Source organism: Noviherbaspirillum sp., assembly GCF_035654295.1.
Classification (GTDB): Bacteria; Pseudomonadota; Gammaproteobacteria; order Burkholderiales; family Burkholderiaceae_D; genus Noviherbaspirillum.
Map to the genome: position 1 here is coordinate 14442 of NZ_DASRXF010000149.1, position 16023 is coordinate 30464.

The following is a 16023-nucleotide window of genomic DNA, read 5'->3' on the forward strand; positions in this document are numbered from 1 at the left end:
GTCAGACTGGAAAAAGTATCCTGACTTTGAGGCCGGCGCCTTGCGCGCCGTCCAACAATGCGACTTCCGCACCGTGCATGGCCGCAATGTCACGCACGATGGTCAGCCCGAGGCCGCTGCCGGCGGCATGGGTCTCTTGCGCAGATGCGGCGCGATAGAACGGCGCGAACACGCGCTCGCGATCGGCTTGCGGAATGCCGGGACCGCTGTCTTCCACTTCCAGCATGGGCACGTCGACCTTGAAGACGCGCAGCGCCACCTTGCCTCCGTGCGGGGTGTAGCGGATGGCGTTGTCGACGAGGTTGGCCAGCATTTCGTGGAGCAGCAGTGCGTTGCCGCGCACCATGACCTCGCGCTGTCCTTCGAAGGAAAGGTCGATGTCCTTCTTGACCGCCTCCACCGCCAGCTCCAGCCCGACCTGCCTTGCCACGCTGGCGAGCGACACCGGCTGCAGCTCGCCTTCGGCAGCGCCGTGTTCGGCGCGTGCCAGGGACAGCAGGCGGTTGGCGAGGTGCACGGTGGCGTCGGTGGTGCCGGCAATGCTTTCCACGATGGCGCGCATGGCCTTCGGATCGTTCTCGCGCAGCGCCAGCTCGGCCTGGGTCTTGAGGACCGTGAGCGGCGTGCGCAGCTGGTGCGAGGCATCGGCGATGAATCGCCGCTGTCCGGCGATCAGCGTCTGCAGCCGCGCCATGTAGCCGTTCATGGCGGCGACCAGCGGCCGCACTTCCTTGTGCACGAGGTCGGGATTGAAATCGGAGAGGTCGGTCGGCTTGCGCGCGCCGACTGTGTCGGTCAGCCGCATCAAGGGCCGCAGGGCATAGCGCACGCCGAACCAGGCCAGCGCGGCGGCGGCGAGCACCAGCATGGCTTCGCGCAGCAGCGTGTCGAACAGGATCTTGCGCGACAGGTCGCGGCGGGCCTCGAGCGACTCGCCGACCTGGATCAGTGCGATGCCGCGGATGGTGTCGTCGTACACCGGCTGGTAGAGTGCGGCGATGCGCACCGGCTCGCCGCGGTAGACGGCTTGGTAGAAGTACACCAGCGCCGGATAGGCCTGAGAGCGCTGCACATCCTTGGGCAGCGGCGGCAGGTCGTCGTAGCCGGAAACGAAATCGCCGTTGATGCCGGTGACCTTGTAGTAGATGCGGCCCAGCGTATCGGTCTCGAAACTGTCCAGCGCCACGTAGGGCACGTCCGCCACCACCTTGCCCTCGACCAGGGAGACGCGCTCCGACAGCGCGCGCGTGGAGGCGAGCAGCGAGCGGTCATAGGCGAGGTCGGCTGCCTCGATCGACGCGTGGTACACGGTGACGGCATCGATCGCCACCAGGATCGCAAGGGGAATGAGCAGCCATGCCAGCAACTGGCCGCGCAGGCTGCCGGTACGACTGGCGGAACTCACTTTTCTTCGAGCAGGTAGCCGAGCCCGCGCAGCGTGGTGATGGCGACGCGGCCGGGTTCGGCGCGTTCCAGCTTCTTGCGCAGGCGATGGATGTAGATTTCGATGGCGTCGACGTTGGCATCGTCGTCGAGCGCGAACACGGCGTCGAACAGCTTCTCCTTCGGCACCGCGCGGCCGGCGCGCGTGATCAGCACTTCGAGCACCGAATGCTCGCGCGGCGTGAGCGCCAGCGGCGTGCCGCCATAGCTGAACATGCGCGACACGGTGTCGAATGACAAGGCACCGCAGTTCAGCACCACCGCTTCATTGCCCTGGGAGCGGCGCAGCAGCGCCTTCACCCGCGCCTCCAGTTCGACCAGCTCGAAGGGCTTGGCGAGGTAATCGTCGGCACCGAGGTTGAGGCCCTGCACGCGGTCGTTGAGACCGCCGCGCGCAGTGAGCACCAGCACCGGCGCCTTGTTGCCGCGTGCGCGCATGCGCTTGAGCACCTCGAGGCCGTCCATCTTCGGCAGCGTGAGGTCGAGGATCACCAGCGCGTACTCTTGCGTGTGCAGCAAGGCGTCCGCGTCGGCGCCGTTCATCGCACACTCGACCGTCAGGCGCGCATCTTGCAGCGCCTTGCTGATCCAGCGCGAGAGCTCGGCGTGGTCTTCGACCAGGAGGATACGCATAGTTGTTCGATTGAAAGCCGTCTGAAAGCTGCGACGGAGTATGGTGGCCGGTTGCCGCGGGAGTACTGCGGCGCATCGCTGCGCGGCGGCGTTGCCCATCATACTGGAAAAGCAGCAGCGTTTGTCTGCTCCGCGAATATCGGCAAGAATGACGTGAAACGGTCACCAGAGATGCAACATGACAATCCGCGCCCTGCTCTTCACACTGGCAATGACGCTTGCCGCACAGGCAGGAGCCAATCCGCGCGCACCGGAATGCGTCGTCCCGGCCAAGCCGGGCGGCGGCATGGACCTGACCTGCAAGCTGGCGCGCAAGGGCCTGGAGCCGGTCGCGAAACAGGCGCAGGTCAACCCGGCGCTGCGCATTACCTACCTGCCGGGCGGCATCGGCGCCGTCGCGTGGAGCTCGGTGCTGTCGCAGCGGCGCGCCGAGCCGGACACGCTGGTCGCATTTTCCGGCGGCTCGCTGCTCAACCTCGCGCAGGGCAAGTACGGCAAGGCCTCGGCCGCCGATGTGCGCTGGGTGGCGGCGGTAGGCGCGGACTACGGCATGGTCGCGGTGCGCGAGGATTCGCCGTACAAGACGCTGCGCGAGCTGCTGGATGCGATCAGGCGCAATCCGGGTGCGATCTCCATCGGCGCCGGCGGCACGGTGGGCAGCCAGGACTGGCTGAAAATGTCCATCCTCATGCGGCAGGCGGGCGGCGAGCCGAAGTCGCTGCGCCTGGTGGCCTTCGAGGGTGGCGGCGAATCGTTCACGGCGCTGCTCGGCGGCTATGTGCAGGCGGTGTCGGGCGATGTGTCGGAGGCGGCGCTGTATGTCCCGACCGGCAAGATCCGCGTGCTCGCGGTGCTGGCCGACAAGCGCCTGCCCGGACCGCTCGCGCATATCCCGACCGCGCGCGAGCAGGGCTTCGCGCTGGACTGGCCGATCATTCGCGGACTCTACATGGGTCCGAACGTGCCGGACAAGGATTACCGCAAGTGGGTTGCCGCCTTCGAGAAGATGATGGCGCAGCCTTCCTTCGAACAATTGCGGGCGGCGCACGGCCTGTATCCCTTCGCGATGACGGGCGATGCACTGACCGGTTATGTGAAGAACACGGTGGAAGAATACGGCAGGCAGGCCAAGGAGCTGGGACTGCTGCGCTGATTCCGCCCGGACGCAGGCCCGCGGGTCTGCAACAAGCATCATGCCTTTCCTGAAGCGCGACGGCCTGCGGCCTTTCCTCCTCTCCCTCACCATCGGCCTCATCGCCGCCGTGGCCTGCGACTGGCTCGACACGCCGCTGCCGTGGATGATCGGCCCGCTGTTCTCCACGGCCGTCGCCCGCATGGCCGGTGTGAAGCTCTACAATCCGCAACAGGTGAGGGAGGCGGGCCAGTGGGCGATCGGCACCGCCCTCGGCCTGTACTTCACGCCGCCGGTGCTGGCGGTGCTGGCGGCCTATCTCGGGTATATCGTCGCGGGCGTGGTGTTCGCCCTGCTGCTCGGCGCCTTCTGCGGCTGGCTGCTGCACCGGCTGTCGGGCGTGGAGCAGACCACCGCATTCTTTGCGATGGCGGTCGGCGGGGCGTCGGAAATGGCCACCCAGGGCGAGCGCCACGGCGCCAAGGTGGACCGGGTGGCCGCCGCGCACAGCCTGCGCATCATGATGGTGGTGGGGATCATCCCCTTCCTGTTCAAGTTTGCGGATGTGCACGGCAGCGACATGTATGCGCCGGGCGCACGCGAAGTCGACTATCCCGGTCTGGCGCTGCTGATCCTGCTGACCTGCGGCGGTGCGCTGCTGCTCAAGCGGATCGGCTCGCCGAATTCGTGGGTGATCGGCCCGCTTGCGGTCGCCATTGCGCTGACGGCGACCGGAACCAACCTCTCCGCGCTGCCCGAATGGATGGTGCGGCTGGGCCAGCTGTTCATCGGGATTTCGCTCGGTACGCGCTTCACGCCGGAATTCCTGCATACCGCGCCGCGTTTCCTTGCCAGCGTCGCACTCTGCACGCTGGCGGCCATGGCGATTGCCGCCGGTTTCGCCTTCGGCCTGTCGGCGCTGAGCGGCATCCATCCGGCCACCGCCATCCTCGCCACCTCACCGGGCGGCATCGCGGAAATGAGCCTGACGGCGAAGACCCTGCAGCTCGGCGTGCCGATCGTCACTGCGTTTCACGTGACGCGCATGTCGGCGCTGGTGCTGACCATCGGCCCGTTGTTCCGCGCAATGCGGGCGTGGAAGCGCCGGCGCGCATAAGTCGAGGCAAAAACGCGCGCAGACAAAAACGCACAGGCAAAAAAAAGGAAGTGGCGGTCGCCCCCGACGCCACTTCCAACCCAGGAGACAGCCGGTTGAAAGACGCTTAAACTTTCCCGACTGGCACTGTTCCATCATCGTAATTGATGTCTATTTGGCAATCCAATGCCATATTTGCATCACTTCATGCAAGGCGCGCATAAGGGAACAGTCGTTCGCTTCAATAGCCCACGGTAAAGCGCTGGCGGAGGTGGGTGGGCTTTTCCAGTTCATCGACCATTGCCACCGCATAGTCTTCCACCGAGATGCGGCTTTCCCCCTTCTCGTCCGCCAGCAGGCGGTCGCCGCCGAGCCGGAACTTGCCGGTGCGCTCGCCCGGCGCGATCACGGCCGACGGGCTCAACATGGTCCAGTTCAGGGACTTTTCCTCGCGCAGCAGCCTGAGCGCCTCGCGCGCGCCTTCGGCGGTCGGCTTGTACATGGCCGGGAAATTTGGGGTATCGAGCAGTTGCAGGCCGGGCGCCACTTCGAGGCTGCCGGCGCCGCCGACCACCAGCAGGCGGGGTACGGCAGCTTCCTTCGTTGCGACGATGATGGCGCGGATACCGCGCAGGTAGTAGTCATAGACATCGCTCTGCGCATGGCCGCTGAAGGCGCTGATGACGGCGTCAACTCCCTTGAGCCGAGCGGCGAGCTGCGCCTGGTCGAGCACATCGACGCCGACCGGTGTGAGGTTCGCGGCAGGCGCGAGCTTGCCGGGATGCGCGACGACCGCCGTGACCTGGTGGCCGCGCGACAGGGCTTCCTTGAGGATGGCGGAGCCGATGAAACCGGTGGCGCCGATGAGGGCAATACGCATGATGGATTCTCCAGGTTGTCAGAATGCAGGCACCATCATCGCGAAAACGATTGATCAGATAAACGGGCAAGTGAATAATTGATTGTTACCATATCCAGAACAATCCATCATGTCTCTCCTGAACCAGGTCGACCTGAACAGTCTCGTCGTGTTCGCTGCCGTGGTCGAGTGCGGCGGCTTTACGGCGGCGGCCGACCGGCTCGGCGTCGCCAAGGCCAAAGTCAGCGTGCAGGTCGCACGGCTGGAAGCGAAACTCGGCACGGCGCTGTTCGTGCGCACCACGCGCAAGGTCAGCCTCACTGATGCGGGACGCAGGCTGCATGAGGAATGCAAGCCGCTGCTGCACGGCTTGCAGGAGGCGATCGACCAGGTCGGCCATGATGAAGGCATGCTGGCGGGAACGCTGCGCCTGACCACCAGCGTGGACCATGCGGTGCAGTCGCTGGCGAGAGCGGCGGCGGAGTTCGCCGCGCGCCATCCGGCGTTGCAGATCGACCTGCGCACCGGCGACCGCGTGGTGGACCTGGTCGAGGAAGGCATCGACCTCGCCATCCGTCTCGGCTGGCTGCGCGATTCTTCGCTGCGCGCCGTGAAGCTGGGCGAGTTCGAACAGCACCTGGTGGCCTCGCCCGCCTACCTCGCGCGCGCCGGCAGGCCGAAGCAGCCGGAAGACCTGGCGGCGCATGACTGGGTGGCCCTGATGCTGCTGCCGACGCCTTTCACCTGGAAATTCAGTCGCCGCGGCGAGACGCGCACGGTACAGGTGAAGTCGCGCATCCGGGTCGATTCGCCCGGGGCGCTGCGCACTATGTTGCGCCAGGGCGCCGGCGTGTCGGTGCTGGACCAGTACAGCGTCCAGGACGACCTGAAGTCGGGCGCGCTGGTGCGGCTGCTGCCGGACTGGTCGCTGCCGCGCGCCGGCATCCACGCGGTGTATCCGCCCGGGCGGCACGTGCCGCCGCGGGTACGGCAGTTCATCGACTTTTACCGCGCGTGGCTGAAGCCGGCCTGATCAGCTGAAGGACAGGCGCGCGTGCGACCACGGATCGGGCACGCTGCGCCGCGTGCCGAACATGCCGGCGGCGCCGACCTTCAGCCTGTCGAGCGAAAATTGCCGCAGGTGCTGGAAGATGCTCTGGTTGATGCCCATCGTCGCCTGCATCACCAGCATGTCGACCTCGCGGCGCGGCGCGCCCTCCTGCGCTGCGCGCGGACGGCCCGGCTTGCCGCGCGCAGCCTGCTCCGCCATCGCGCAGCGAAAAGCGTCTTCCAGCGTGACGAGGCTGGCGTCGCACGCGAGGGTCCAGCAGCGCCGCAGCGTGGGGTGCGGTTGCAGCAGCTGTTCGCTGCACAGCATCGCGCACAGCCGGAGCAATTCCCTGGCCTGCCTGCCTGTGTGTTTCTCCAGTTGCGCGAGATCGACGGCGCGCGGGGCGGATGAGACGAAGCGGCCGAGCACTTCCGTGATCAGGCACAGCCGTTCGTAAAGCACGCCGCTGCCGAGAATGTCCTGATTCGATGTGCTCATGCCGCGGACGGGATCGATGACGAGGGATGCAGTGTTTCGCATGTTTGCTGTCCTTGATAAGGGGTGGCTGGATGCACGCAGCCCGGTAAGGCGAACGCGCCGCACAAGATCGTGCACGCCGACAACATTGCAATTTGCAGGCCATCGCGCGGCAGTACCGAACGCTTGCCGTTTTTTCTTTCTCGTTCAACACCTTGCGCCCGGGCGAGCGAATGAAGCGAGGTGGGCGCGCACTCTTTTAGTGCCATGCGGCGACATTGTGGTGAATGCAAGCTTGGCTAAGCAGCAAAAGCAATTGAACAAATTGCCTGAGCGACTGTCCGAATCGCTAACAGGGAGCGATCCTCGGCGGCGATGAACATGACGGGCAACGCATCGCAGACCCGCAATCCGCATTGCCGCATCCCCTCGCTGGATCCGTGCCGCATCATGCGGCGGGGCCGCTTCTTGCGACGGTAATCCGCGCAAAAATCAAGACGTGATTTGTGCCTGCGGATGGTTTACAGTGTGTTGAACGCCCTTGCCCTTGCCGCCCCAGTACGACGGCAAGGAAGGCTGCGTCCAGCGTCATGAACAGAGTTTGAAATACCGATGAAACCCCTTGCACCCGGCACCGTCATCTTCCATCGCTTTCGCGGCTATGGCGTCCTTACCTCGGTCAACCTCTTGACCGGGTGGGTCTCTGCGCGCTTCGGCGATGAAGTGCGCACGCTGGACCTGAACCTTTCGCACGATGAACTGCACCATGCGGACGGCGAACCGATCCGCTTTCGCCGCGACGCCCCGGATCGCATGCCGCACGCGCGCCTGATGGCGATGGTGCGTGAATTGCACCGCGCCGGCTACGAGCGCCTGTACCTGTATTCCTGGCCCAAGCCCTCGGGCCTGCACTGGCGCTGGCACCTGTTCACCGGGCAGCGCAACTGGATCGACCGCGCATGGCGCGAAGGATGGTACGGCTCGGGTGCGGATTACAACTTCAATCCGGTGCTGGGCTGGGGCGACCAGCCGGGCGCGACGGCGCAGGAACTGGTGCATGCCTTCGCGCGCTTCGACCCGCACGGGCTGGCGCAGGCATTGCGGCGCGATGAAGACCACACCGCGTGGTTCGACATGGTATGCGAGGCGCTGCTGCCGAATTACGCCTACACGCTGGGATGGGACTTGCGTGACGGTCCGGTGCCCGAGCATCTGCCGGTGATCCCGGTGCGCCGCGGCGTGCCTGCCTATGCGGGGCCCCCGCTGCCCTGGCCGCCGGGCTGGACCAAGCTGTGGACGGGCGGACGCGCGCTGGTGAAAACCGGATTCAGAACAAATCGCGCTGACGCCCCTTCAGACGCCGTTCGTTGAGCTGCGCGAGTGAGGTCTCCCGCTTGCCGGGAACGATGCTCACCGCGTCGCCGGCCTGCAGCGTACCGATCTCGATCACGCGCAGGTAGAAGCCGCTGTTCCCCGCCTGCACCATCATCTTCGCCGCGTGCGAAAAGCCCATCTTCGCATTGAACTTGTAGCAGGGCTGGCGCGGCTCGGTCACTGCGAGGACGACGCTGCCGATGTGCAGGCGGTCCCCCATCCACAGGTCGCTTTCCAGCACGCCCTGCAGCGTCAGGTTCTCGCCGAGGGAACCGGGCGGCAGCGGCTCCTCGCGCTTGTGCACCGCAAGGCGCTGCGCGATCCAGAATGCATAGTGCTCGGACGGATAGGCATACACCGCCTTGTTCAGTCCGCCGTGCACCGTCAGGTCCGCCTGCTCGTCGCCTTCGATGCCCAGCTTGCCGACCTTCACCGGACCTTCGACCGGATGCTTGTGGATGCCGGTCGCCACGCGGCGCATGCGATCCGACTGCGGCACGAAGAGGTCGCCGATGCTCCCCGCGTTCACGCTCAATACCTTCATGCGGCCTCCATCACGCGCCGGCGTCCGGCGAGATTGGCGGCATAGATGGACACGCCGATGGCGGCGGCCATCGGCACCGCGCTGTAGAACGACAGGCTGCCGGTGCCCTGGGTGGAAATGATCAGCCCGCCGGCAAACGCGCCTGCCGCCTGGCCGAGATAGATGGCCGATGAGTTCAGCGATACCGATGCCGAGGCAAGCTGCGGCGCCATTCCCACCAGGCGTGCCTGCTGCGCGCCGTTGATCGCAAAGCAGCCCAGTCCCCATAGCAGGATCAGCACCACGGTGAACGGCAGCGAACCGCGCGTCAGCGGCCACAGGACGATGGCCGTCAGCATGCAGCTCATCGCAACGACGCCGACGCGCATCGGACCGATGCGGTCCATCACGCGTGCGCCGATCACGTTGCCGAGCACGCCGGTGACGCCGAAGCAGAGGAACATGAGGCTGATGACGGTGGGCGTGGCGCCGATGAAATCCTTCAGCAGCAAGGCCATGTAGGAAAAGATGGTGAACATGCCCAGCGCCTGGATCGCGGTGACCGAGATGGCGAGCAGCAGCGGCTTGTTGGCGAACAGCGCCTTCCATGCGGCGCGGTCCATCGGTGCGACAAACAGTTTCGGCGGAATCTGCAGCCACACGCCGGCGGCGAACAGGGCCGCCAGCAGGCCGACCAGTCCGAGCGTCGGACGCCAGCCGATATGCGCGCCGAGATAGGCGCCGATCGGGGTGCCGACGACGGCGGCGATCGACCAGCCGAGGAAGACCAGGCCGATGGCCTTGCCGCGCACTTCCGCCGGCACCATCAGCCCTGCGGTAGCGGCGGCCTGTGCGGTGAACACGGCGGCGCCGAGCGCGGTCAGCATGCGTGCCGCGAGCAGGGTGTTGTATCCCGGCGCCAGCGCCGCCAGCCAGTGCATGGCGGCGTACAGCAGCAGCGACGCGGTCAGCAGCTTGCGGCGCTCGATGGCGCTGGTCCAGCCGGCCAGGAGAGGCCCGGTGACGCAGATCGTCATCGCAAAGGCGGAAATGAGCATGCCGACCTGTGCCGGCGAAATCGCGAGGTCGGCGCTCAGCTCGTTGAGCATGCCGGGCACGATCATCACGCCGGTGCCGATGGCGAAATTGCCGAGGGTGAGGGACCACAGTCTGGTCTGCATGGGAACTCCAGGAAGGACGCTCCAGTGTAGCGAAATATGAACGACCGTGCCGAAAGTGACGCGGCCTTATTTCTGACCGAAGTCGCCGGCAACGGCGGACGACATCTTCGCCGGGTCGAGGTATTTCTTCAGCGCGGCGTTCACCTGCTCCGGCGTGACCGCGGCAAAGTCCTGGTCGCGCTGTTCGCGCGCTGCCATGGTCCGTCCCCAGAACAAATTGTCGGCGAGCATGGCGGCGACCGTGCGTTCCTGCACGAGGTTTTGCCGCCGCACGCGCAGGATCGCTTCCTTTGCGAAATCCACCTCGAGCGCGCTGAAGCCGTCGGCCAGCACCTTGTCGAGTTCGTCGCGCAGCGCGGCTTCGAAGCGGTCGCGGTTCTGCGGCGCGAAGCTGCCGCTGATCGTGATGCGCCCGCTGCCGTCGCGCGTGCTGACGGCAAGCGCGGCGTTCACGCTGTAACTCAGCCCTTCCTTTTCGCGCAGCCGGTTCCACAGCCGCGCGCCGGCGCGCCCGCCCAGCAGTTGCACGGCGGTGTAGAGCGCAGGCATGTCCGGCGATATTTCATCCAGTGCGACAGGGAGGACGGCGGCGTAGGCGGCATTGGTCTTGTCCGGCATGTCGAGCACAAAGCGCATGGCCGGGGTTTCCTGGTGAGGCCGCGGGATGCGTGCATAGGCTTGCGGGCTGCGCCAGTCGTCGAACAGCGCGCGCAGTTGTTCCGTCACCCGTGCCGGCTCCACCGGCCCCACCATCGCCAGCTCGGCGTGGCTGGCGCCGGCATGGGCTTCGTAAAAGGCTTGGACGCGTGCGGCGCTGGCTTCGCGTGCCGCCTGCCGTGTTTCATCCGGGTGCCAGGCACTGCGCGGGTCGTCCTTGTCGTAGCGCACGGTATGCCGCGCGAGCGTGAGCGTGGCGTGGGACGCGGGATCGTTCTGCGCGGCCAGGATCTGCGCGGTCGCGGCACGCCGCGCCTGTTCGAATTCGTCGTCGGGGAAAGCGGGCATGCGCAAGACCTCGGCGACCAGTTCCAGCACGCGGCCCAGGTTTTCCACCGGCGCGTTGAAGTCGACCGCCAGACCGGCGAGGCCGCCGGCAGCCGGCGCGATGCCGTTGACGCTGATGGCGCTGTCGAGCTCCGCCAACAGGTTGTTCAGCTCGCTGCGCGAACGCCTTGCGGTGCCCTTGAGCATCATGCCGGGCAGCAGCAGGGCGTCTGTCCGCTTGCCGCGCAGGCTGTCGGGCGTTCCCCAGCGCAGGCGGAGAGTGGCGCTGACACGGCCGCCCTTGGTGGCCCGCGGCAGGATGGCGATCTTCATGCCGACGGGCAGGGAGCTTACCTGCGTGCGGGCGTCGATCTCGGTGTTCATCATGGGGAAGGCCTCGATCGCGGCGGCAGGCGCGCGGCCTCGATAATCCTTCAGCAGGGCGTCGAGGTCCGGGCGCGGCCATGCCGGGGCGCGCGGCGCCTGGGCGGCGGGGATGAAGCGGCCGGTGGTGCGGTTGCCTTGCACGAGGATGGCGCGTGCCAAGCGATCGACGTCGGCAGGCGTGACTTCCGCGATCCAGTCGCGCATGGCAAAGCGCAGCCGCCAGTCGCCGGCGGCAATGGGTTCGGTCAGGCTCATGGCCACGCCCGGCGCGTCGAGCAGGCCGCGGCTGATGGCATTGACGAGCAGCGTGCGGGCGCGCAGGACTTCATCCTCGGTCACGGGCGCCATCTTCTCCAGCGCTTCCAGCATGGCTTGCTGGGCGGCGTCGAAGTCCGTGCCGTCCGACAGCAGGGCACTGAAGTAGAGCAGGCCCGGATCGCGCGTGTGCTGGGACCAGTCGGAGACGGCGCTTGCCAGCCCGGTCTGCACCAATGCCTGGTGCAGGCGGCCGCCGGGAACGGCAGTGAGGATCTGGCGCAGGACGGTCAGTGCCGCGAAGTCGCGGCTGCCGGCCGGGACCGCGTGGTAGGCGGCGGCCACCAGGGGCGAGGCGCCGCTGCGGCGCAAGGTGACATGGCGTTCGCCCTGCTGCACCGGCTCCTGCGTGTAGAAGGGCGGGAGCTGGCGGGCGGGCTGCGGCAGCTTGCCGAAGGTGGCGGCGATGCGCGCGAGCACGGCGGCGGGATCGAACTTGCCGGCCACCACCAGCACCGCATTGTCGGGCTGGTAAAACTCGCGGTAGAAGCGTTGCAGGCGCGTGATCGAGACGTTTTCGATGTCGGACAGGGTGCCGATCACCGCCCTGCCATACGGGTGCCACTGGTAGGCGCTGGCCAGCACGGCCTGGTAGAGCGCGATGTCGGCGCGCACTCCGGCGCGCTCGAATTCGTTGCGCACCACGGTCATTTCGCTGTCGAGGTCGCGTTGCGCGACGTGGGCAGTGACCATGGCGTCGGCCAGCCAGCCGAGGTACCAGTCGAGGTTGTCGCCTTCGGCATTGAAAGTGGCGTAGTAGTTGGTGCGGTCGTAGGACGTGGTGCCGTTCCATTGCATGCCGCGCTGGGCGAATTCGGTCTTCGGGTCGGGCGTGGACGGCGTGCCCTTGAAGACGAGATGCTCCAGCAGGTGCGCCATGCCCGCCTCCCCGCTGCTCTCGTGGCGCGAGCCGACGAGATAGACGATGTTGACGGTGACGACCGGCTTGCTGTTGTCCGCGGCGAGCAGGATGCGCAGGCCGTTGTCGAGACGGTACTCGACGACGCCTTCGACAGCGGTCACCTGCCGCGCGCCCGGTATCATCCCGGCGCGCGCGGCGGCGAGGAGTGCGAGAGCGAGGAAGGCGGCGGCCAACGCGCGCAAGGTAAAGCCTTGCATGCTTGCTTACCGGCCCAGAGCGGCGGGATTGAGGATGTTCTTCGGCGTGCCGGCCGCGAAATCCACGATGTTCTGGAACGCCGCGCGGAAGTACAGCTCGTAGCTGTCCTTCTCGACATAGCCGAGGTGCGGCGTGGCCAGCACGGTCGGGATGCGCAGCAGCGGCGCGTCGGGCGGCAGCGGTTCGGCCTCGAAGACATCGACCGCGGCAGATCCGGGACGGCCGCGGTGCAAGGCGGCTTCCAGCGCGCCTTCCGTCAGCAGTTCGGCGCGGCTGGTGTTGACGAAGAGCGCGCTCGGCTTCATGCGGTCGAGGTCTTCGGCAGTGACCAGCCCGCGCGTGGCCTCGTTCAGCCGCAGGTGCAGCGAGAGGACGTCGGCCTGCGCGAAGAAGTCCTCGCGCGACGCTGCCTCGCGGAATCCCTGCTGGCGCGCGGCATCGCGGCCGGCTTCGCTGCCCCAGACCATGACATCCATGCCGAATGCCTTGCCGTAGCCGGCAACGAGTTTTCCGATGCGGCCGAAGCCCCAGATGCCCAGTGTCCTGCCCCTGAGCAGCGTGCCCAGGGTGTTGAGCTCGGGATTGATGGAAGCGGTCTGCCACAGGCCCTGGCGGAGGTTGGCCGCGTACTGCGGGATCTTGCGGGAGGCCGCCATGATCAGCGCCCAGGTCAGCTCGGCGGGGGCGGCCGGGTCGCCCACGCCTTCAGCGATCGCGATACCTGCCGCAGTTGCCGCATCAACATCGATGTGACCGCTCACCTTGCCGGTTTGCGAGATGAGCTTGAGCCGGGGCAGCTTGCCGAGCAGTTGCCGGCTGAGGACGGTACGTTCGCGGATCAGCACCAGCGCATCGAAGTCCTTTAGACGCAGCGCAAGTTGTACTACACCTTTTGCGCTGTTCGTGAACACTTTGACATCATGCCCCTCTAACAGGCGGAAGCAATCGAGACGGGTAACGCAGTCCTGATAGTCGTCGAGAATGGCTATTTTCATATGTTCTTGCCCGTTTGCCTGCAAAACCGTAGCAAAGATACGAGTCTCGGCAGAAAGCACAAATGCCTACTACAAAACTCAACTATTTTTCCTACATTTTTGTTGTAAATCATTGAGCCGAGGTGTTGCCCCGTGTACAATCGGTCCTTAACTTCTCGTTACTCCCCCTGGAGGAAACGAGCCCACCAGCCCGAGCATTATTCCATTTTTCGGGCAGCGCGGTCCTACCTCACGACCGCCCTCGACATGACCGCCGTACCGCTAGACCAATGCGCCCTAGCCGAGCCAAAAGCTGACGACGATCCTGCCGCACCGGGACAAGACAGATTTCTTTATTGGCATTGGAGGTAGTTTTTTATGAACCAGCCCGTTATGGGAGGCATTGCAGCATTGAATGCACCAACCTACGTGAAACACCAGAAGCTGATCAACTGGGTTTCGGAAATCGCCGCCCTGACCAAGCCCGACAGCATCTACTGGTGCGACGGCTCCCAGGAAGAATATGATCGCCTGTGCGCGGAAATGGTCGCCGCCGGCACCATGAAGAAGCTCAACGAAGCCAAGCGCCCCAACAGCTACCTCGCCTGCTCCGACCCGTCCGACGTGGCGCGCGTCGAAGACCGCACCTTCATCTGCTCCGAAAAGCAGGAAGACGCCGGCCCGACCAACAACTGGATGGCCCCCGCGGAAATGCGCGTGACCCTGAACGGCCTGTTCGACGGCTGCATGCGCGGCCGCACCATGTACGTGGTGCCGTTCTCGATGGGGCCGCTCGGCTCGCCGATCGCCCACATCGGCATTGAATTGTCCGACTCCCCCTACGTCGCGGTGAACATGCGCATCATGACGCGCATGGGCAAGGCCGTGTACGAGGTGCTGGGCAGCGACGGCGAGTTCGTGCCCTGCGTGCACACCGTCGGCAAGCCGCTGGCCGCCGGCGAGAAGGACGTGCCGTGGCCGTGCAACCAGACCAAGTACATCGTCCACTATCCGGAAACCCGCGAGATCTGGTCCTTCGGCTCCGGCTACGGCGGCAACGCGCTGCTGGGCAAGAAGTGCTTCGCGCTGCGCATCGCCTCCACCATGGGCCGCGACCAGGGCTGGCTGGCGGAACACATGCTGATCCTCGGCGTGGAATCGCCGGAAGGCAAGAAGCATTACGTCGCCGCCGCCTTCCCGTCGGCCTGCGGCAAGACCAACTTCGCGATGCTGATCCCGCCCAAGGCCTTCAACGGCTGGAAGGTCACGACCATCGGCGACGACATCGCCTGGATCAAGCCGGGCGCCGACGGCCGCCTGTACGCGATCAATCCGGAAGCCGGCTACTTCGGCGTGGCGCCGGGCACCAACACCGCCACGAACTCCAACTGCATGGCGTCGCTGAACGCGAACACCATCTTCACCAACGTCGCGCTGACCGACGACGGTGACGTCTGGTGGGAAGGCCTGACGAAGGAAGCGCCCGCTCACCTGGTCGACTGGCAGGGCAAGGACTGGACGCCGGACTGCGGCCGCAAGGCAGCGCACCCCAACGCCCGCTTTACCGTCGCCGCCACTCAGAATCCGGTGATCGATGCCGCCTGGGACGACCCAGCCGGCGTGCCGATCTCGGCCTTCATCTTCGGCGGCCGCCGTTCGACCACGGTGCCGCTGGTGACCGAAGCCCGCAACTGGGTGGAAGGCGTCTACATGGCCGCGACCATGGGTTCGGAAACCACCGCTGCGGCCGCCGGCCAGCAGGGCGTGGTGCGCCGCGACCCGTTCGCGATGCTGCCGTTCATGGGCTACAACATGAGCGACTACTTCCAGCACTGGCTGAACATCGGCAAGAAGATTGCCGCCTCGCCGGCCGAACTGCCGAAGATCTTCTGCGTGAACTGGTTCCGCACCGACGAGAACGGCAAGTTCGTCTGGCCGGGCTTCGGCGACAACATGCGCGTGCTGAAGTGGATGCTCGACCGCATCGAAGGCAATGCCGGCGGCGTCGAGAACATCTTCGGCGTCACCCCGCGCTTTGAGGACCTGCAGTGGGACGGCCTGGAGTTCACCCAGGAGCAGTTCGACCGCATCACCTCGATCGACAAGGCGGCATGGGAAGCCGAGCTCAAGCTGCATGCCGAACTGTTCGACAAGCTGAAGTACCACCTGCCGTCCGAGCTGGAGTCGACCAAGGCTTCGCTGGAGAAGCGCCTGGCAGCGTAAGCTGCGCCGGGCAGGGCAAGATGAAGGCGGCCGGAATATCCGGCCGCTTTTTTTTCGTATGCTACCGGGAAGACAAGCTTTTTGTTACTGCATGTCAATTTTCTAATGCAAAGCGGACAACCCGGTTTCCGCCGCGATTTCACCGCAAGAGCACGGTTCTTTGAAAGATCTAGCTTCGAAGAGAAGTGGGCGCTAGCTGGACTTCCGAGCATGGAAAAATGTTTCCACACGGAAAGTAACGTTTCCTTACA

At 65.8% G+C, this 16023-nt stretch carries 13 protein-coding genes; 5 read left to right on the forward strand and 8 right to left on the reverse strand.

From position 1 onward, the window contains the following. Window position 1: 1 nt before the first annotated feature. Both VFF99_RS14560 and VFF99_RS14565 read right to left on the reverse strand, forming a co-directional pair. A complete protein-coding gene (locus tag VFF99_RS14560; RefSeq protein WP_325019086.1) occupies window positions 2-1405 on the reverse strand; it encodes a sensor histidine kinase in 1404 nt (467 codons plus the stop codon). Then, on the reverse strand, window positions 1402-2076 hold the full coding sequence (locus VFF99_RS14565; RefSeq protein ID WP_325019087.1) for a response regulator: 675 nt from the start codon (window positions 2074-2076) through the stop codon (window positions 1402-1404). The genes VFF99_RS14560 and VFF99_RS14565 overlap by 4 nt, the downstream gene beginning before the upstream one ends. A 178-nt stretch (window positions 2077-2254) precedes the next feature. Here VFF99_RS14565 and VFF99_RS14570 point away from each other — a divergent pair, with 178 nt between their 5' ends. Next, a complete protein-coding gene (locus VFF99_RS14570; protein ID WP_414691543.1) occupies window positions 2255-3229 on the forward strand; it encodes a Bug family tripartite tricarboxylate transporter substrate binding protein in 975 nt (324 codons plus the stop codon). A 40-nt stretch (window positions 3230-3269) separates the two neighbouring features. Continuing rightward, on the forward strand, window positions 3270-4325 hold the full coding sequence (locus VFF99_RS14575; protein ID WP_325019089.1) for an AbrB family transcriptional regulator: 1056 nt from the start codon (window positions 3270-3272) through the stop codon (window positions 4323-4325). Between the two features lie 220 nt (window positions 4326-4545). Here VFF99_RS14575 and VFF99_RS14580 read toward each other — a convergent pair whose 3' ends face one another. Beyond that, window positions 4546-5184 (reverse strand): NAD(P)-dependent oxidoreductase, encoded by a 639-nt coding sequence (locus VFF99_RS14580; RefSeq protein WP_325019091.1) that lies wholly within the window; start codon window positions 5182-5184, stop codon window positions 4546-4548. A 109-nt stretch (window positions 5185-5293) separates the two neighbouring features. Between VFF99_RS14580 and VFF99_RS14585 the strand changes: the two genes are divergently transcribed. Beyond that, entirely contained in the window at window positions 5294-6196 is a 903-nt protein-coding gene (locus tag VFF99_RS14585; RefSeq protein ID WP_325019093.1) for a LysR family transcriptional regulator, read from the forward strand. On the opposite strand, the gene VFF99_RS14590 is transcribed toward VFF99_RS14585, so the two are convergent. Next, window positions 6197-6754: a hypothetical protein gene (locus VFF99_RS14590; protein WP_325019095.1), complete on the reverse strand. Its 558-nt coding sequence runs from the start codon at window positions 6752-6754 to the stop codon at window positions 6197-6199. Window positions 6755-7303: 549 nt separating this feature from the next. Here VFF99_RS14590 and VFF99_RS14595 point away from each other — a divergent pair. Further along, window positions 7304-8062, forward strand: a complete 759-nt coding sequence (locus VFF99_RS14595) for an L-asparaginase (protein WP_325019097.1) — start codon at window positions 7304-7306, stop codon at window positions 8060-8062. Here VFF99_RS14595 and VFF99_RS14600 read toward each other — a convergent pair. The 4 genes from VFF99_RS14600 to VFF99_RS14615 all read right to left on the reverse strand — a co-directional run bounded on the left by VFF99_RS14600 (window position 8019) and on the right by VFF99_RS14615 (window position 13570). Continuing rightward, window positions 8019-8609 carry an MOSC domain-containing protein gene (locus VFF99_RS14600; RefSeq protein ID WP_325019099.1) on the reverse strand — a complete coding sequence of 197 codons (591 nt, stop codon included), beginning with the start codon at window positions 8607-8609 and terminating at the stop codon, window positions 8019-8021. The genes VFF99_RS14595 and VFF99_RS14600 overlap by 44 nt on opposite strands. Then, the gene (locus tag VFF99_RS14605; RefSeq protein ID WP_325019101.1) at window positions 8606-9769 is read right to left on the reverse strand and encodes an MFS transporter; all 1164 of its coding nucleotides are present in this window, start codon (window positions 9767-9769) and stop codon (window positions 8606-8608) included. Before VFF99_RS14605 ends, VFF99_RS14600 begins: the two co-directional genes overlap by 4 nt. Window positions 9770-9835: 66 nt before the next feature. Beyond that, window positions 9836-12574: a pitrilysin family protein gene (locus VFF99_RS14610; RefSeq protein ID WP_325019102.1), complete on the reverse strand. Its 2739-nt coding sequence runs from the start codon at window positions 12572-12574 to the stop codon at window positions 9836-9838. A 6-nt stretch (window positions 12575-12580) separates the two neighbouring features. Further along, the gene (locus tag VFF99_RS14615) at window positions 12581-13570 is read right to left on the reverse strand and encodes a D-2-hydroxyacid dehydrogenase family protein (protein WP_325019105.1); all 990 of its coding nucleotides are present in this window, start codon (window positions 13568-13570) and stop codon (window positions 12581-12583) included. Window positions 13571-13927: 357 nt separating this feature from the next. Between VFF99_RS14615 and VFF99_RS14620 the strand changes: the two genes are divergently transcribed. Continuing rightward, window positions 13928-15772 (forward strand): phosphoenolpyruvate carboxykinase (GTP), encoded by a 1845-nt coding sequence (locus VFF99_RS14620; protein WP_325019106.1) that lies wholly within the window; start codon window positions 13928-13930, stop codon window positions 15770-15772. Window positions 15773-16023: the final 251 nt, after the last annotated feature.